Origin of the sequence: Marinobacter sp. CHS3-4, from assembly GCF_030053415.1 — a bacterium.
Lineage (GTDB): Bacteria > Pseudomonadota > Gammaproteobacteria > Pseudomonadales > Oleiphilaceae > Marinobacter.
On the sequence record NZ_JASGBJ010000001.1, the window covers coordinates 528,443 to 544,987 of the forward strand.

A 16,545-nucleotide genomic window follows, 5' to 3' on the forward strand; every position below is an offset into this window, starting at 1 on the left:
CCGGTTGCTATTAAAGGATCATCCGTTGGTGTACTTTAGTCGTAGACGTTCCCAGATTTGTTCATTCAAGTTTGTTAAAAACAGAGAGTGCTCACAATGACGATAATCTTACTTGTGGTGGCGGTAGTTGGTCTGCTCGCGTTGTTGCGAAAAGAGGCTGGCGCCAAACCCGTAATTGGCCTTTTGGCAGTGACTGGTGTGTTGTCGCTGTTTTTCGCCTCTGGTGTGCTGGCGCTGGTTTTGCTTGCCGGCGCGGCGGCTACCGCAGCAGCGGGATTGCCTGGCTTTCGTCAAAGCTGGCTGACGCCGCGAATCTTCGCGATGTTCAAGAAAGTGGCGCCCAAGGTGTCTGACACTGAGAAAGTGGCGCTGGAAGCCGGCACCGTTGGCTGGGATGGCGAAATCTTCACCGGTCGTCCCGATTGGCACAACCTGCTGATCAACCGCAACACCGGCCTGACCGAGAAGGAACAGGCGTTTATTGATAATCAGTGCGTGAAAGCGGCCTCTATGTGTAACGCCTGGGACGTGGGCGTCGAGCGAGCTGATCTTCCGCCAGAGCTTTGGGAATTTCTGAAGAAGGAAGGCTTCTTCGGCATGATCATTCCGGAGGAGTATGGTGGCCTTCACTTCTCGGCCAAGGCACAGAGTGCTGTGCTTCAACGCCTCTCCTGCAACGAAAGTTTGATGGTCTCCGTCGGCGTTCCCAACTCCCTCGGCCCCGGCGAGCTGTTGGTGAAGTACGGTACCGAAGAGCAGAAGAACCACTATCTGCCGCGCCTTGCGGATGGCCGCGACATTCCCTGCTTCGGCCTGACCGGCCCCCGCGCTGGCTCTGACGCCACGTCGCTTCCAGACACCGGTATCGTGTGCAAGCAGAAGTTCAACGGCAAAGAAACCCTTGGCATCAAACTGAATTTTGAAAAGCGCTGGATTACTCTGGCGCCGATCGCCACCGTGGTAGGCTTGGCGTTCCGGATGTTTGACCCGGACGGCCTGTTGGGCGACACCAAGGACTATGGCATTACCTGCGCCCTGATTCCTCGCGATACCAAGGGCATGGAGATTGGCCGTCGTCATTGCCCGATCGGCAGCCCGTTCATGAACGGACCGATCAAAGGCAAGGATGTCTTCATCCCGTTGGATTACATCATCGGTGGTCAGGAAATGGCTGGCCAGGGCTGGCGCATGCTGGTTGAGTGTCTGTCTGTGGGTCGCTGTATCACGTTACCATCCGGTGCAGCCGGTACCGCTGCTTACGCCGCAGGCACCGCAGGTGGCTTTACCCGAATCCGTCGCCAGTTCAATACACCGGTGGCTGATATGGAAGGCGTGCAGGAGCCATTGGCTCGCATCGCCGCAAGCACCTACATTGCGCAGTCTGCGGTTAATCAGACGGCCAACATGATCGATAAGGGCGAGAAACCCGCCGTACCGTCGGCCATCCTGAAATACCATCTCACCGAGATGCAGCGCAGTGTACTCACGGACGCCATGGACGTTCATGGTGGCAAAACCGTCACTCTCGGCCCCCGCAACTATCTGGGCATTAGCTACAGTGGTGCAGCGGTGTCGATCACCGTTGAGGGTGCCAACATCATGACCCGCAGCCTTATGATCTTCGGGCAGGGCGCCATTCGCTGCCATCCTTACGTTCTTAAAGAGCTGGCGGCCAAAGATAATGACGATGTCAAAGCGTTCGACGAAGCCTTCTTTGGCCATGCCGGCCTGATCTTCGGCAACGCTGCTCGTGCACTGACTCTGGCCTTCGGTGTTGGCAAATCCGACGTGCCGTTTGACAGTGCCGCACGCAAGTACGCACAGGCCGTTGCCCGCTTCAGTGCCGCCTTTGGCCTATGCTCCGATGCGGCCATGACGACGCTGGGCTCTGAGCTAAAAATGCGCGAACTGATCTCTGCTCGCCTGGGCGACATCCTGGCCAATCTCTATCTGGCTTCGATGGTGCTGAAGAACTGGCATGAAAACCAGCCGGTGGAAGGCGAGCGTGATCTGATGGAGTACAGCCTGTCGCTGCTGCTGCATCGCGCCGAAAATGCGTTGGATGAATTCCTTCAGAACCTCCCGAATCGAGCAGTTGCCCTGGTGCTGCGTGGCGTGACCATGCCGCTGGGTCGTCGATGGGACAAGCCGCACGACGACATGGCCAGAAGCCTGGCCCGTGCGATCTCTACAGACAGCCCGGTTCGCACCAAACTGCTTGAGAGCGTTTGGAGCACAAACGAAGAGGGCACGGTGGAGAACCCGGTGGCCCAGTACAATGGCCTGTTGAAAGACTACGACAAGGCAGAGGCCCTGTACCGCAAGGTGACCAAGGCCTACGCCAAAGGCCAGCTGCCGATGACGGCTCTGCATCCGGAAGAGCGCTTTGAAGAGGCATTGAAAGCGGACATCTTCTCCAAGGAAGAAGCAGACTTCATGCGGCGCTACGAAGAAACCGTTCTTGAAATGCTGACCGTCGACGACTTCCCGTTCGATGCGTTTGCAGCCAACAAGGACACGCTGATCAACCACAACCCGTCCTGATTTGGTTGGGTTTGTGGATGAGAAAAGGGCGCCAAATGGCGCCCTTTTTTGTGAGATGCAGGAAACGGATTCTTCTTGCCGCCTTAACTTGTATTCCCATTGACGGCATACTCAAAGGACCCCGAACCGCGGAAAGCTCCAACTCAAGAGGTCCCGAACAGGATGTGGTTATCGATCGTAGCAGTCAGCGCCGGCGCCGTGATTGGCGCCAATCTCAGATGGGCACTCGGCCTGTGGCTCAACAGCAGCTATCACGCCGTCCCCTACGGCACCCTGGCCGCCAACCTTTCTGGCGGATGGCTCATCGGCCTGCTGATCGGTTATTTCGCCCAGGGCACCTCTTTGGCGCCTGAATGGCGCCTGTTCGCCATCACCGGCCTGTGTGGTGCACTGACGACCTTCTCAACATTTTCGCTGGAAATGCTCACCGCGATTCAGGAAGGAAAATGGGGCATGGCGGCCGCCGGTATCTCCGCCCACGTCATCGGTTCGCTGATAATGACTGCATTGGGTATTTATTCCTTCGGGCTACTGCGTGGCTGATGGGTATCACTACCTATTCGATAAATAAAAAATACCCTTGGCAATCAGAGTAACTAGGAGTAGAGTGATTTTCGTAGGAAAGATTAGTAAAGCACTTCATGAATAAGGCGTACCTCCGTAGTAAGTAGTGACCGTCCTGTTTTTGATTCCGCGAGTTCTGTTTTTCCGTAAACGCTGACCTGGCTTCGTGGTGAAGTCTGGCAGCAGATTAAATGATTGATTTCAGGAAGTTTAAGTATGTCTACTACTACCGGTACTGTTAAGTTCTTCAACGAAGCAAAAGGCTTCGGCTTTATCACTCGTGAAGGCGGCCCGGACGTATTTGTTCACTACAGCGCCATCACTGGCAGCGGTTTCAAGACTCTGGCTGAAGGCCAGCAGGTCGAGTTCACCGTCACTCAGGGCCAGAAAGGTCCTCAGGCGGAAAACGTTACTGCTATCTAATCGATCGCAGCGTTTGAAAAAGGCAGCCAAGGCTGCCTTTTTTTGTGCCCGTTAATTCCGGATCAATCCGCAAAAACATCGCTGTAAAGGCGCATAGTGCCTTCCCAGGAGCGCGTAGCCGCCTCTTCATCATAGGCGATGGGCAGACCGAATTCGTCTGCTATCTGATCTGCGCCAGGATTGGTAAATGAGTGGAGTACTTCGGGGAAGCTGACCAGCGTAAAGTCGGCTCCAGCATCCTGCATTTCCTTCGCCAGGCCCGACACTTGATCTGATGGCACCATCTGGTCAGCGCCGCCGGTGTATACATGGATTCTGGGCTGTACCTTGCCCGGTTCTGCAGTGATGGGGCTGCCAAGTGCACCGTGATAGCTGACCACAGCATCCAGATCCACACCCATTCGTGCCATGTTCAAAACAACCGCGCCGCCGAAGCAGTAACCCTGAGCTGCAATTTTGCTGCTGTCGACGCTGTCATGCTGTTGCAGCAGTTCCTTGGCGGCCAGAAACCGGGCTTTGACCTGGTCCATATCTTTGGTGGCTTCGTTCATGAACTTCTTGGCGTCTTCGGGATGATCGGCTTTTTTGCCTGATCCATACATGTCCAGTGCAAAGGCGGTATAGCCTGCAGCTGCCAGTTTCTCAGCCTGTTCCCTGGCGAATTCATTGTGGCCCCACCACTCGTGTACCACCAGCACGCCGGGCTGCTTGCCGTCTGCTTCATCATCGTAGGCCAGATAACCGGTGAAGCTGTCCTCGCCTACCTTGTAGGTGACTGTTTCTGTCCGCAGTTCTGCCACTGCCGCTCCGGACAAAAGAAGGGCCGCCATCGAGGTGGCGGCAACTGTGCTCAGTTTCTGTTTACCCATTGTAGTCTGCTCCGTGTTGTTAATTTTCTTGCCTGTTGTTCTACGAAGGTTCTGCTCTGGCCGATGCTCCTAATTGCCAATGTTGGTCTCGGACCTTTTTACTACACTTTAGCAACCGGGACATGGCATTCCCGATCGAGACCCAGGGGGCAGCAGATGAAGATCGGTGTACCGAAAGAAATCAAGAACCACGAATACCGTGTGGGAATGACGCCCGCTGCGGTACAGGAGCTTTGTAATCATGGCCATCAGGTCTTTGTTGAAACCAGTGCGGGCAGTGCCATTGGTTTCGCTGATGATCACTATACCGCGGCCGGTGCGACGATTGTCAGTGATGGCGAGTCGGTGTTCGAAGCTGCGGAAATGATCGTCAAGGTGAAAGAACCGCAGGCCAGCGAACGGAGCCTGCTCAAGCCGGGGCATACGCTGTTTACCTACCTGCATCTGGCGCCGGATCAGGCCCAGACGGATGATCTGGTCGCGTCTGGCGCAACCTGCATTGCCTATGAAACAGTGACGGATCAGCATAGTCGATTGCCGTTGCTGGCGCCCATGTCAGAAGTGGCGGGGCGCATGTCCATTCAGGCGGGCGCCCATTGTCTGGAGAAGTATCTGGGCGGTCGGGGCGTGCTTTTGGGCGGAGTGCCCGGAGTAAGCCCTGCCAAAGTTACCATCGTTGGCGGTGGCGTAGTGGGTCAGAATGCTCTGGCCATGGCAATTGGACTGGGCGCACAGGTCACGGTACTGGATCGCAATATGGATGTGCTCAGGCACCTTGATCATCTGTATGGCAATCGCGTCAGTACCCTGTTTTCGACTTCCGCAACGTTGGAAGAGGCTGTATGTGAGTCTGACCTGGTGATCGGTGGCGTGCTGATTCCAGGCGCATCGGCGCCCAAGCTGATCAGCCGCGAAATGATTCGTCGCATGCCGGAAGGCAGCGTGATTGTCGATGTGGCCATCGACCAGGGTGGGTGTGCAGAAACCTCGAAAGCAACCACCCACGATGCACCAACCTACGTGGTGGATGGCGTCGTCCATTATTGTGTTGCCAATATGCCGGGCGCGGTGGCCCGAACCTCAACAATGGCATTGAACAACGTCACTTTACCGTTCATTCTCGCCCTGGCTGACAAAGGAGCAGTGCAAGCCCTGAAAGACGACCCGCACCTGCTTGCGGGTCTGAATGTTATGGGTGGCAAAGTGACATACAAAGAAGTGGCGCAAGCCACCGGACATGAATATTCAGATCCCCATACCCTGATTGGAACCTGATCAACGGAAACGGAGCGTTTATGAAGCTATTGGGCTCGTCCACCTCGCCATACGTGAGGCGCATTCGACTATTGCTGGGCGACAATGACTATGAATTCGTCAATCTGGATATCTACGGTGAAAACCGTGACCAGCTGAGGCGCAGCAATCCGGCGCTGAAAATTCCGATGTTGGTAGACGGTGATCAGGAAATCTTCGATTCGCGGGTGATCGCCCGTTACCTGAGCGAGCAGCAAAATCTTCCGGCCCTGTCCTGGCATCAGGAAAACCAGCTGACAATAATCGACGCCGCCAATGATTCAGCGGTCATTCTGTTGCTGTCCAAGCGATCCGGCATCGATACCGAGTCTGGAGCCATGTTCTATGAACTTCAGAAAGAACGCATCATGACCACGTTCAGGACACTGGCGGCCATGGTGGACGCGGGTGAGTTTGAAGCCTGGAACTACCCCGCCATGTGCCTCTACTGCCTGGTCGACTGGGTCGATTTCCGGGATCTGGTGGATTTTGCCGGGGTGGAAAGCCTGATTTCCTTCCGCGATCGAATGCAATCGCAGCCTCATGTCGAAGCCACGGATCCCCGATAGGCCTCAAGCGCCGGGATTTTATTTATCTTTTATTGAACCCGGTGTTTACCGGGTTCATTTTCGTTATAGTTGATGTATAACAAAACAATACAACATCAGCTTAAGAGAGGATCCCGCGATGCTCCTGAATCACGCCTTTGGACTTTTTACTCATCCCGATAACGAATGGGATCAGATTCGGAAGGAACATGCGCCCCCGCGTCGGCTTTATGTGGCCTACGTGCTTGTTCTTGCGGCGATCGGTCCGATATGTGCCTATATCTCGACCGCGCATTTTGGCTGGACCGTTGGTAACGACCGTTTGATCAAATTTACCGAAATCAGTGCCATGCAGCTCAGCGTGCTGACTTATCTGGCCATGCTGGTTGGTGTATTTGCACTTGGGTATGCGGTTAACTGGATGGCAAGAACTTACGGAGCACGGGAAGAGCAGGTGCCTTCCAATGGCATCGCCCTGGCTTCCTATTCCTGCACTCCGCTGTTTCTCGCCGGTTTCGCGCTGCTGTACCCGAACCCATGGTTCAACGTCATCGTGTTCCTGATTGCCGCCTGCTACGGTGCCTGGCTGATGTTTGATGGCTTGCCTATCGTCATGGGCATTCCCAGGGATCAGGCGCTGATGTACTCAGGCGCCTTGCTGACCGTGGCGCTGGTAATTCTGGTGTCAACGCGTGTTGGCTCGGTGATCCTCTGGAACTACGGATTTGGGCCCGTATACGTCAACGGGTAGGTTTGTCCTGCCAATTCCCATGGGCTCTCTGATATAACAGAGCGGGCGGTCTGAAAAGGCCGCCCGCTTTTCATTAGGTATTGAACAGGAGACATCGTCATGACAGACGACAAACGCCGCCGTCATTCTGCGCCTGTCGTGGATGGACTGGGAAAGTCCGCAAGCCGCGCCATGCTCAGGGCCGTAGGCTTTACAGATGAAGATTTCCGCAAGCCGCAGATCGGTATTGCCTCCACCTGGAGCAACCTGACTCCGTGTAATATGCACATTGACGAGTTGGCCAAAGAATCGGCTGCCGGTGCAGATGACGCGGGTGGCAAAAGCCTGACCTTCAATACCATCACGGTGTCAGACGGCATTGCCAACGGTACCGAGGGTATGAAGTATTCCCTTGTCTCCCGGGAAGTGATTGCGGATTCCATTGAAACAGTGGCCGGTTGTGAGGGCTTTGATGGCCTGGTAGCCATCGGCGGCTGCGACAAGAACATGCCTGGCTGCATGATGGGCCTGGCTCGGCTGAACCGACCATCGGTGTTCGTTTATGGCGGTACCATTATGCCGGGCGAGAATCACACCGATATCATTTCGGTGTTTGAGGCGGTTGGCGCCCACGCTCGCGGCGACCTGGATCTGATCGAGGTCAAGCAGATCGAAGAGACGGCCATTCCCGGACCGGGCTCTTGCGGCGGTATGTATACGGCCAACACCATGGCTTCCGCCATTGAGGCCATGGGCATGAGCCTGCCTGGCAGCTCGGCCCAGAACGCGGTATCTGACAGCAAGGCTGCAGACTGCCGTGCAGCGGGTGCGGCGGTACTGAATCTGCTCGATAAAGACATCAAGCCGTCGGACGTCATGACCCGTGAGGCGTTTGAAAATGCCATCACCGTGGTGATTGCGCTGGGTGGCTCCACCAACGCGGTGCTGCATCTGATTGCAATGGCCAGCACCATTGGCGTGGAGTTGACGCTGGACGATTTTGTCACGATAGGTAAAAGGGTACCGGTTCTGGCGGATTTGCGCCCGAGCGGCCACTACATGATGTCCGAGTTGGTGGCCATCGGTGGTATTCAGCCTCTCATGAAGATGCTGCTGGATCGTGGCCTGTTGCATGGCGACTGCTTGACGGTTACCGGCAAGACGCTTGCAGAGAACCTGGCCAATGTGGATCCTTATCCGGAAGGCCAGGACATCATTCATGCCTTTGATAACCCGATCAAAGCCGACAGCCACCTGCGAATCCTGTACGGCAATCTCGCGCCTACCGGCGCAGTGGCTAAAATCACCGGTAAAGAGGGCACCCACTTCACCGGGCGCGCGCGTGTATTCCACTCGGAAGAAGAGGCCCAGGAGCGCATCATGGATGGCACTGTGGTCGCTGGGGATGTGCTGGTGATTCGGTATGAAGGGCCCAAAGGCGGCCCCGGCATGAGAGAAATGCTAACGCCGACCTCGGCAATCATGGGTAAAGGCCTTGGCAATGATGTGGCGTTGATTACGGACGGCCGGTTCTCCGGTGGCAGTCACGGATTTGTGGTCGGGCACATTACCCCGGAAGCGGCAGATGGCGGGCCGCTGGCCCTGGTGGAGAATGGCGATACCATCACCATCGATGCCGTGGCCAACCGGATTGAGCTGGACGTCTCCGAGCAGGAGCTGGAACGTCGGCGTCAGGCCTGGGTTGCGCCGCCGCCAAGATTCCCAAGAGGCGTGCTGGCCAAGTATGCCCGGACAGTAAGTTCGGCTTCCGAGGGTGCGGTGACAGACAAGCCCTGAGAATGCTGAAAAAGCGGTAACCTGAAGGGTACCCCTCTGCACGGGCGTGGGGTGCCTGGTGCTGCTATACTGTCAGTGAAAGTAGTGCTTGAAATCAGGGCCCCAGGCCCTTGTTTGGATCGAAATTTCAGGGTTTGCAGATGCTCCGGTTTGTTCTGTTTTTTTTGGCTTGTCTCTCGCTTCCGTTCACGGCCGTGCAGGCCCACGAGACGTCAACGGATGGCCTTCAGCTGGCATCGGTGAATGCAGCTGTCGCCTACGCCAACAGCGAAGAGCTGGTGTATGGCAAAAATGCGGAGCGACCGGTCCCGATTGCTTCGGTAACCAAACTGATGACGGCGCTGGTGGTTATGGAGTCCGGCCAGTCACTGAACGAGTACCTGGAATTCCAGGAGCGCCATATACCCGCACCAGCAAACGCCTACACCCGAATTCGCATAGGTTCAGAGCTTAAACGCGGCGATATGCTGCGTATTGCGTTAATGTCGTCGGAGAATTTTGCGGCTTACACCCTGGCACGACACTATCCTGGGGGTTACGACGCTTTCGTGGCTGCGATGAATACCAGGGCTCGCGAACTGGGTATGAAAAATACCACCTTTGTGGACCCAACCGGGTTGTCTGTTGAAAACACATCCACGGCGTCTGACCTGGTTAAACTTGTGGTGGCGGCCAATCAGTACCCGGAAATCAGTGAATACTCCACCACCCGATACTTCACGGCCCGTTTCCGTCAGCCTCGATATCGGCTGCCTTTTGGCAATACCAATGCGCTTGTCCATCGCAAAAGCTGGGGCGTGGACATCAGCAAGACCGGCTATCTGTCCGAAGCAGGACGGTGTCTGGTGATGTTGTTGGAGTTCGAGGGCAAACAGCTGGTCACCGTACTGCTGGACTCCCTCGGCACGCGTTCACCCATGGGGGACGCAGGGCGCATACGGCGTTGGCTCAGTACCGGCAGCAGCGGTAGCGTTGCGGCGGCTGCCAGGGACTATGCCCGACAGAAAAACCAGGCGTATTCAACCACCGAATCTTCGGCGTCGGCTCATTGATCTTCTATCACCGGAATCCATGCCCATGATCACCGTTCTTACCACTGGCGGAACCATCGACAAGGTATATTTTGACGCCAAAAGCGAGTTTGTAATTGGTGACTCTCTGCTACCGGAACTGCTTACGGAGGCCAACATCCATGGTGGCTACAGTTTGCGGGAGCTGATGCGCAAGGACAGCCTCGAGATCAATGAGGACGACCGTCTGGCCATCGTGAACGCCGTTCAACACACCAGCGCGACCCGCATACTGATCACCCACGGCACGGACACCATGACCCACACGGCAGAGGCTTTGAAAGGCATCACCGGCAAAACGATCGTGCTTTTTGGCGCCATGCAGCCCGCAAGAATGCGCCGTACCGATGCGGTGTTTAATCTGGGTTTCGCCTGGTCGGCGGTGAGTCTGCTGCCAGAGGGCGTGTATGTCGCGATGAACGGTGAGGTGTTCGAGGCAGGCGCCGTGCGCAAAAACCTCGACGCCAAGCGCTTTGAGAAAGCCTGACTACTGAACGCTGGCAACCTCGTCCGCTGTCAGTTCCCGGTATTCGCCCGGGGATAACGACCCATCCAGTGCGATATCGCCAATCCGTATCCGGTGCAAAGATATCACCCGATTTCCGACCGCCGCCAGCATCCGCTTCACCTGATGATAGCGGCCCTCACTGAGGGTAAGCTCGATCGTCATTTCTCCCACTGTTCTGACGGTGGCCGGAAGCGTGGGCTCTGGCTCGTCTTTCAGCATAACACCCGCTTCCAGTTCTTGAATGTCTCTGTCTGACAGAGGTTCCGCCAAAGTTGCGCGGTAGGTTTTTCCGCAGTTTGAGCGGGGTGCTGTGATTCGGTGAGACCACTGGCCATCGGTGGTCAGAAGTAGAAGGCCTGTGGTGTCTTTGTCCAGCCGGCCAACAATGTGCAGGCCATGTCTTTCCTCGGGTGGCAAAAGGTCCAGAACCGTCGGTTGCTGGCTGTCGGCAGTGGCGCTGATAACCCCCGGTGGTTTGTTCAACATCAGGTAGCGCTCGCCGGCCAGTGACAATGCTTGCCCATCGAGGGACACGTTGGCGGTGCTGCGAACTTTCGTGGCTGGTTGTCGGCAGCATTCACCTTCAAGCTGAACACGACCCTGACCAATCGCCCGCTTTGATTCTTTCCGGGAGAGTTCCGTCGCATTGGCGATGAAGAAATCCAGCCGCATGGTCAATAACACAGATCGCCGTTTTTGGGGATGGTCAGGTCGGCCAGGCAAAGTGGAAGTGCCTGGCCGGTGGTGCGTTGCCATAACATGCTGGCGACTTCTCCACGAAGCTCAGGCCGCTTGAGCCGACCGCTTGGTGACGGTTGCAGTGTCTGGCCCGAATAGTTTCCAAGGGTAAATACGAAGGGGTGGGCACCAGGAAGCCCCAAACGCAAGTCGGTGGCTGTCAGCGTATTTCCGCTCAGGTTATAGGCCACAAAGCCGTTGGTGAACCATTCCAGTCTTGCGGTTTCCGGGTGCGTTCTCGCAGCCGCCGCCAGTTCAGGATGGCGCGGGAAAAACTGGGGCAGCACCGGCGCGTCGCCGTCCAGAAAACCGGTGATGATCTCCACGCGCTGATCGCTGTTCTGAGCCGTTACACGCCAGAGCAAGGTGTTGAAAGGCATAGGTTGAACAAGCCGTGGGACACTATCCATATTCAGTTTTGCGAGCAAAGGCTCCACCCGATCACTGATCAGTTGCTGGGCCGCAAGTGTCCAGCCCAGATAGATCGTCGACACCGCCAGCGCCACACTCAGACCTCGGGTGCTCGGACCGCGAATCAGAAATGCCCCGATGCCAATCAGCAGCGGCACCGTGTATAGCGGGTCAATGATGAAAATACTGCTGATAGCAACCGGACCGCCAAACGGCCAGAAAATTTGCGTACCGTAGGTGGTAAAGGAATCCAGTATCGGGTGGGTCAATAACACAAGGGCTGTGAGAGCAAACCATCGCCCTAATCCAACAACCGGACGCCAACGGTAAAGGATCCAGGCGAGTGCCACGGAGAGGGGAAACAGGATCAGCAGGGAGTGGCTGAAGCCCCGGTGCTGGGAGAAATTCGCAATGGCGGTGCCGTAATCCAACACCACGTCCATGTCCGGCAGAGTGCCCAGGACCGCGCCAACAATCAGTGATGAGCGCCCCAGCGTTTTGCCGGCGACCGCACCGGCGATAGAAGCGCCCAGCGCGGCTTGGGTAATCGAATCCATGTCAGCTGTCGATCCCCGCTGCGCTTAATACCTGACTGCCGGGGAAACCATCGGCAATCAGATTGTTCGCTTTCTGAAACTCGCGGATGGCGCTACGGGTTCCGGACCCCAGAATGCCGTCGATGGGGCCGGGGTCGAAGCCTTTCTTTTCCAGCATCTGTTGAAGGGTGAGTATCTGCTGGCGAGACAGGGCCGGAACGTCCTCGGGCGGGGGAACCTGCAAACCACCAGCGCCTGCTATGCGGTCTGCCAGATGACCAACCGCAATGGCGTAGAACTCGGAGCGGTTCCAGCCCATGATGACCCCGAAGTTCTGATAAACCAGAAAAGCCGGTCCCCGGTGGCCGGCCGGTACAATGAGTGCTGCGTTGATGTCAGCCTGCGCCAGCGGCTTGCCGAATGCATCAGTGATACCCAGTTCGCGCCACTGCGACAGTGGTAGTCGACGGCCGTCGGACAGGCGGTAGTCGAAGTTGTCGGGCAGTATTACCTCGCGGCCCCATCGATACTCTCCATTCCAGCCCATGGACTCGAGAAAGCGTCCGGCAGACATCATGGCGTCTGGCAAGCTGTTCCAGAGATCCCTGCGGCCATCGCCGTCAGCATCCACCGCGTGTTTGAGGAAGACGGTGGGCATGAACTGAACGTGACCCATGGCGCCTGCCCAGGACCCTTCCATTTTCTCTGCCGGTATGGCCCCTTCGTCGATGATCTGCAAGGCGGCCACCCATTGTTTGGTGAAAAACTCGCTGCGGCGAGGGTCGCAAGCCAGGGTCGCCAGCGAATCCGGTACCGACATCTTTCCAAAATAGGAACCAAAGTTGGTTTCAAGCCCCCAGAAGGCCACCAGATAGGGCGCCGGAACACCGGTTTCTCGGGTGACCCGGTTCAGTAATGAGCGGTGAGTCTGCAACAGTTCACGGCCTTTCTGGACACGGTCATCGTTGACCCGGCGGTTCAGATAATCTGCGAAAGTGGTGGTGAATTCCGGTTGCCGCCGATCCAGCTCGATCACCCGGTCGCTGTAGGTGACCTTGGCCACCACGTCGCTGGCAGTCTGTTTGGAGACGCCGGTGTCAACGGCGGCTTGCTCCAGTCGTTGCAGGCATTCCTGGAAGTTGTCGCGACCCTCTGACTGGGCTGCATTTGCGGCGGTACCGGCCGCAATCAGGGTGGTCAGGAGCACGGTTTGACTGAGCCATTTCGCTGGGCGTTTCGGGAGTGCTTGAGCGAGCACGCTGAACCTCGGTCGTTAGGGTGGTTTCAGGTTCATGTTAGCCTGTTTTGGCACCTCTGAAACACCGTAAATGACCGCTTTGCGTGACAATTCTTTAACCCCGTAACAATCGGGAGGGTTGTGATGTCTTTTTGTGGCCGGGGCATGCCGTCCCACGGAGCATGTTCTATAGTTGGTTGAACGAAGAGATCAGAAAAGGCGTCATTATGGCAATGCTCAAGGCGCTGGTGGTAGATGACGCCAGCTTCGTAAGGGATCTGGTCAAGCGCACCATTCGCCAGCGCTTTCCGGTCATCGAAACAACCGATGCGCAAAACGGTCGTCGCGCCCAGTCGCTGATGTCACGAACCAGATTCGATTTGATCCTCTGTGACTGGGAAATGCCAGAGATGTCCGGCATCGAACTGCTCCAATGGATGCGGGATCAGCCCCAATACGCCAAAGTCCCCTTCATCATGATTACCAGTCGTGGCGACAAAGATCACGTGGTGGAGGCGGTCAAAGGCGGGGTATCCGAATACCTTGGCAAGCCTTTCAGCTCGGAAGGATTAAGCAATAAAATCATCAAGGTCATGGGGCGCCAGCTGAAAGAGGCCATGTCCATGGGTGGGAAATCCATGGCCGGGCCTGCTGAGGCCTTCCGTGAGTCCGCCGATCTGCTGACCCAGGGCCGCGAAAAACCGCCAGAGCCGCGCCCCTCTTCGTCTGCCGAGCCCGCCTCTCCTTTACTGGCACAACAGGCCGTCAGAAGCGAACCTGCACCTCAGAAAGCGCCTGCGAGCGTGGCCTCCGTGCGATTCGCGGATAGTGCGCTCAAGTCCGTGGTCCGGGATATCAACCTGAACGAGGTTCGGGTCATTGCGAAACGAGATCAGTCTTTCCCGGGCATTCTGGATCAAGCGGTGGTCGATATTGACGTAGGGGACGATAAGATTGCCCGTCTGAATGGCTACGTTCACCAGTTGCAGGCGGTCGATAAACGACAGGACACTGACTTTGTTAGTGTGACCATCCGGTTTGTCGATGAAGACCCGGCCAAGCTTGAAGATTTGTCCCGATTTATCGCCCGCTTCCGCGGTGGTCGTTAGACGCGTTTCGATTTTTAACCCACTTGCTGCTGTGCGGGTTTCTCGGCCAGGCGCTCGCGGGGAAAGTGGCAGATAAACTCGCTGCCTTCACCAATGTGGCTTTTGATGTCCAGCTTGCTGTCGTGGTTGATCAACACATGCTTGACGATGGCGAGTCCCAGCCCGGTACCACCGGTTTCCTGATGCCGACTTGGATCAGCCCGGTAGAATCGTTCCGTGAGTCTTGGAATATGAACCGGGTCAATGCCAATGCCCGTATCCCGGACCGAGAGGTGGCCGCCGTCGCGGTCGGTGTGCCAGTTCACGGAAATCGTGCCACCGGCCGGGGTGTATTTGACGGCGTTGAAGATCAGATTGGAAAAAGCGCTGCGCAGTTGGCCTTCATCCCCTTTGAGCCAGTGTCGCTCGCCGATGCTGACCTGGAAATCATGCCTCTGATCGCCGCTGAGCGCTTCGGCATCGTGGCAAATCTGCCGCAGCATGTTGTTCACATCGGTGATTGAGTCGTTAAGGGTCTGCTCGCCGGTTTCAATTTTGGATAACAGGATCAGGTCGGTGATCAACGCTTCCATGCGCGACGATTGCTGCGACATGGTGTTGATGGCGCGTCGCCATTTCGGCGGTAGTTCACTGGCATGGTCTACCAGGGTTTCAAGATATCCACTGATTACTGTCAACGGTGTTCGCATCTCGTGGGACACGTTGCCGACGAAGTCGCGACGCATTTGCTCAAGCTGATACAGACGGGTAACGTCTTTGGCAACGATCAGGCGATCGTTCTCGCCAAACAGGCTGAACTGCATCTGCAGGCGAATATGGGGTTTGGCGGGAGAATTGATTTCCAGTGGTTCGCGGTAATCACGCGCATCAAAGTAGGCTTTGAACATCGGGCTTCGAATCAGGTTCTGGATGAACTGCCCCTGGTCTGTACTCTGTCGGAACCCAAGCAGGCGTTCCGCAGAGCCATTCCACCATTCCATGGCCCCGCTGGAGTCGGTCATGATGACTCCGTCGTGCATCGCATTGGTGGATTCCTGCACCCGATTGATGCGAGCCATCAGCCGGTCCCTGACTTTCAGGTGATTCTGATGCAGGCGGTGCAGGGCGTCAAAAAGGTCACCCCACAGGCCAACGCTTTGGGGGGCTTCGTCATTCGCGCTGGGATTGTTGAGCCAGAGGTAGGCGCGTTTGGCCTGTGCGAGTGTCCATACCAGGTAGATCAGTAACCCGACCGTGAGGCCATAGACCGGATAGCCGAAAAACAGGCCGATCAGGGTGCAGCCCACAAGAAAGGTAATGATCCACCGCAGGTACTTCGACCAGTTATGCTGCATTCACAGGGTTCCCGGACCGGTTCTGGCAGTCTCTGCTACTGCGCGACTGTTGGTTTTCCCGTGGGCGGTCAGGCTGCGCGGGTTGAGAACCGGTAACCTGTTCCGCGTACGGTCTGGATCAAATGATCATATTGCGCACCGAGGGCTTTTCGCAAACGGCGGATGTGAACATCAACGGTGCGTTCTTCGACGTACACATTGCCACCCCAGACCTGATCCAATAACTGTGACCGAGTATAGACCCGCTCCTGATGGGTCATAAAGAACTGCAGCAGGCGATACTCCGTCGGACCAATATTCAGCGCACCGGACTCGGTTGTTACCCGATGACCTACAGGGTCCAGGGTCAGGCCTTCCACTTCCACCGGAGACTCAACTCCCGGCGGCGTGGCGCGACGCAAAACCGCTTTAAGCCGAGCCACCAGCTCTCTGGGCGAGAAGGGTTTGGTGATGTAATCATCAGCACCCACTTCCAGACCCTGAATCTTGTTGTCTTCCTCCACCTTGGCGGTGAGCATGATGATAGGAATTTCCGCCGTGGCCTCTTCTTTTTTGAGACGACGGGCCAGCTCCACACCGCTGGTTCCGGGCAGCATCCAGTCCAGCAGGACGAGATCGGGGTGCTTGTCCACGATCAGCGAGTGGGCTTCTTTTGCGTCCGCCGCTTCCAGGTAATCGTAGTCTGCCATTTCCAGAGCGACAGCAATCATTTCCCTGATCGAGGCCTCGTCGTCGACAATGAGGACAGTTTTTCCAGTCATGAGCTTTTACCTGTGTCAGACCATACCAAGTTGTCTGCCATTACACCGGTCCAGTGTTACAAGTATATGACAT

At 56.4% G+C, this 16,545-nt stretch carries 16 protein-coding genes; 10 read left to right on the plus strand and 6 right to left on the minus strand.

Going from position 1 to position 16,545, the window contains the following annotated elements; all coding sequences use genetic code 11:
- Window positions 1–96 precede the first annotated feature (96 nt).
- The 3 genes from QLQ17_RS02410 to QLQ17_RS02420 all read left to right on the plus strand — a co-directional run bounded on the left by QLQ17_RS02410 (window position 97) and on the right by QLQ17_RS02420 (window position 3,531).
- Entirely contained in the window at window positions 97–2,544 is a 2,448-nt protein-coding gene (locus QLQ17_RS02410) for an acyl-CoA dehydrogenase (protein WP_283207943.1), read from the plus strand.
- 162 nt (window positions 2,545–2,706) lie between these two features.
- Entirely contained in the window at window positions 2,707–3,087 is a 381-nt protein-coding gene (gene crcB / locus QLQ17_RS02415; RefSeq protein ID WP_283207944.1) for a fluoride efflux transporter CrcB, read from the plus strand.
- Window positions 3,088–3,324: 237 nt separating this feature from the next.
- A complete protein-coding gene (locus QLQ17_RS02420) occupies window positions 3,325–3,531 on the plus strand; it encodes a cold-shock protein (RefSeq protein WP_283207945.1) in 207 nt (68 codons plus the stop codon).
- Window positions 3,532–3,593: 62 nt separating this feature from the next.
- Here QLQ17_RS02420 and QLQ17_RS02425 read toward each other — a convergent pair whose 3' ends face one another.
- Entirely contained in the window at window positions 3,594–4,361 is a 768-nt protein-coding gene (locus tag QLQ17_RS02425; protein ID WP_502867360.1) for a dienelactone hydrolase family protein, read from the minus strand.
- Between the two features lie 195 nt (window positions 4,362–4,556).
- On the opposite strand from QLQ17_RS02425, the gene ald reads away from it, so the two are divergent.
- From ald to QLQ17_RS02455, 6 genes are all read left to right on the plus strand, one after another.
- Window positions 4,557–5,675, plus strand: a complete 1,119-nt coding sequence (ald, locus tag QLQ17_RS02430; RefSeq protein ID WP_283207947.1) for an alanine dehydrogenase — start codon at window positions 4,557–4,559, stop codon at window positions 5,673–5,675.
- Window positions 5,676–5,695: 20 nt separating this feature from the next.
- A complete protein-coding gene (locus QLQ17_RS02435) occupies window positions 5,696–6,262 on the plus strand; it encodes a glutathione S-transferase family protein (protein ID WP_283207948.1) in 567 nt (188 codons plus the stop codon).
- Between the two features lie 118 nt (window positions 6,263–6,380).
- Entirely contained in the window at window positions 6,381–6,992 is a 612-nt protein-coding gene (locus QLQ17_RS02440) for a Yip1 family protein (protein ID WP_283207949.1), read from the plus strand.
- A 99-nt stretch (window positions 6,993–7,091) separates the two neighbouring features.
- The gene (ilvD, locus tag QLQ17_RS02445) at window positions 7,092–8,768 is read left to right on the plus strand and encodes a dihydroxy-acid dehydratase (protein WP_283207950.1); all 1,677 of its coding nucleotides are present in this window, start codon (window positions 7,092–7,094) and stop codon (window positions 8,766–8,768) included.
- A gap of 140 nt (window positions 8,769–8,908) precedes the next feature.
- Window positions 8,909–9,820 carry a D-alanyl-D-alanine endopeptidase gene (pbpG, locus tag QLQ17_RS02450; protein WP_283207951.1) on the plus strand — a complete coding sequence of 304 codons (912 nt, stop codon included), beginning with the start codon at window positions 8,909–8,911 and terminating at the stop codon, window positions 9,818–9,820.
- Between the two features lie 25 nt (window positions 9,821–9,845).
- On the plus strand, window positions 9,846–10,325 hold the full coding sequence (locus QLQ17_RS02455) for an asparaginase domain-containing protein (protein ID WP_283207952.1): 480 nt from the start codon (window positions 9,846–9,848) through the stop codon (window positions 10,323–10,325).
- On the opposite strand, the gene QLQ17_RS02460 is transcribed toward QLQ17_RS02455, so the two are convergent.
- Genes QLQ17_RS02460 through QLQ17_RS02470 form a run of 3 tightly spaced genes read right to left on the minus strand, consistent with a single transcriptional unit; the run spans window position 10,326 to window position 13,223 of the window.
- Window positions 10,326–11,018 carry a pseudouridine synthase gene (locus QLQ17_RS02460; protein WP_283209034.1) on the minus strand — a complete coding sequence of 231 codons (693 nt, stop codon included), beginning with the start codon at window positions 11,016–11,018 and terminating at the stop codon, window positions 10,326–10,328.
- A gap of 2 nt (window positions 11,019–11,020) precedes the next feature.
- Window positions 11,021–12,052 (minus strand): metal-dependent hydrolase, encoded by a 1,032-nt coding sequence (locus QLQ17_RS02465; RefSeq protein WP_283207953.1) that lies wholly within the window; start codon window positions 12,050–12,052, stop codon window positions 11,021–11,023.
- Window position 12,053: 1 nt separating this feature from the next.
- Window positions 12,054–13,223, minus strand: a complete 1,170-nt coding sequence (locus QLQ17_RS02470; protein ID WP_283209035.1) for a lytic murein transglycosylase — start codon at window positions 13,221–13,223, stop codon at window positions 12,054–12,056.
- Between the two features lie 272 nt (window positions 13,224–13,495).
- Here QLQ17_RS02470 and QLQ17_RS02475 point away from each other — a divergent pair, with 272 nt between their 5' ends.
- Window positions 13,496–14,377: a response regulator gene (locus QLQ17_RS02475; RefSeq protein WP_283207954.1), complete on the plus strand. Its 882-nt coding sequence runs from the start codon at window positions 13,496–13,498 to the stop codon at window positions 14,375–14,377.
- Window positions 14,378–14,391: 14 nt separating this feature from the next.
- Here the strand turns inward: QLQ17_RS02475 and phoR are convergent, their stop codons facing one another.
- Both phoR and phoB read right to left on the minus strand, forming a co-directional pair.
- Complete coding sequence (gene phoR, locus QLQ17_RS02480) at window positions 14,392–15,711, minus strand: phosphate regulon sensor histidine kinase PhoR (RefSeq protein WP_283207955.1); 1,320 nt, start codon at window positions 15,709–15,711, stop codon at window positions 14,392–14,394.
- A 68-nt stretch (window positions 15,712–15,779) separates the two neighbouring features.
- Window positions 15,780–16,472, minus strand: a complete 693-nt coding sequence (gene phoB, locus QLQ17_RS02485) for a phosphate regulon transcriptional regulator PhoB (RefSeq protein WP_283207956.1) — start codon at window positions 16,470–16,472, stop codon at window positions 15,780–15,782.
- Window positions 16,473–16,545: the final 73 nt, after the last annotated feature.

What these genes read in the sequence shown, in the direction of transcription:
- QLQ17_RS02410 (WP_283207943.1), top strand. Translation starts at nt 97, where the DNA reads ATGACGATAATCTTACTTGTGGTGGCGGTAGTTGGTCTGCTCGCGTTG.
- crcB (WP_283207944.1), top strand. Translation starts at nt 2,707, where the DNA reads ATGTGGTTATCGATCGTAGCAGTCAGCGCCGGCGCCGTGATTGGCGCC.
- QLQ17_RS02420 (WP_283207945.1), top strand. Translation starts at nt 3,325, where the DNA reads ATGTCTACTACTACCGGTACTGTTAAGTTCTTCAACGAAGCAAAAGGC.
- QLQ17_RS02425 (WP_502867360.1), bottom strand. Translation starts at nt 4,361, where the DNA reads ATGGCGGCCCTTCTTTTGTCCGGAGCGGCAGTGGCAGAACTGCGGACA.
- ald (WP_283207947.1), top strand. Translation starts at nt 4,557, where the DNA reads ATGAAGATCGGTGTACCGAAAGAAATCAAGAACCACGAATACCGTGTG.
- QLQ17_RS02435 (WP_283207948.1), top strand. Translation starts at nt 5,696, where the DNA reads ATGAAGCTATTGGGCTCGTCCACCTCGCCATACGTGAGGCGCATTCGA.
- QLQ17_RS02440 (WP_283207949.1), top strand. Translation starts at nt 6,381, where the DNA reads ATGCTCCTGAATCACGCCTTTGGACTTTTTACTCATCCCGATAACGAA.
- ilvD (WP_283207950.1), top strand. Translation starts at nt 7,092, where the DNA reads ATGACAGACGACAAACGCCGCCGTCATTCTGCGCCTGTCGTGGATGGA.
- pbpG (WP_283207951.1), top strand. Translation starts at nt 8,909, where the DNA reads ATGCTCCGGTTTGTTCTGTTTTTTTTGGCTTGTCTCTCGCTTCCGTTC.
- QLQ17_RS02455 (WP_283207952.1), top strand. Translation starts at nt 9,846, where the DNA reads ATGATCACCGTTCTTACCACTGGCGGAACCATCGACAAGGTATATTTT.
- QLQ17_RS02460 (WP_283209034.1), bottom strand. Translation starts at nt 11,018, where the DNA reads ATGCGGCTGGATTTCTTCATCGCCAATGCGACGGAACTCTCCCGGAAA.
- QLQ17_RS02465 (WP_283207953.1), bottom strand. Translation starts at nt 12,052, where the DNA reads ATGGATTCGATTACCCAAGCCGCGCTGGGCGCTTCTATCGCCGGTGCG.
- QLQ17_RS02475 (WP_283207954.1), top strand. Translation starts at nt 13,496, where the DNA reads ATGGCAATGCTCAAGGCGCTGGTGGTAGATGACGCCAGCTTCGTAAGG.
- phoR (WP_283207955.1), bottom strand. Translation starts at nt 15,711, where the DNA reads ATGCAGCATAACTGGTCGAAGTACCTGCGGTGGATCATTACCTTTCTT.
- phoB (WP_283207956.1), bottom strand. Translation starts at nt 16,472, where the DNA reads ATGACTGGAAAAACTGTCCTCATTGTCGACGACGAGGCCTCGATCAGG.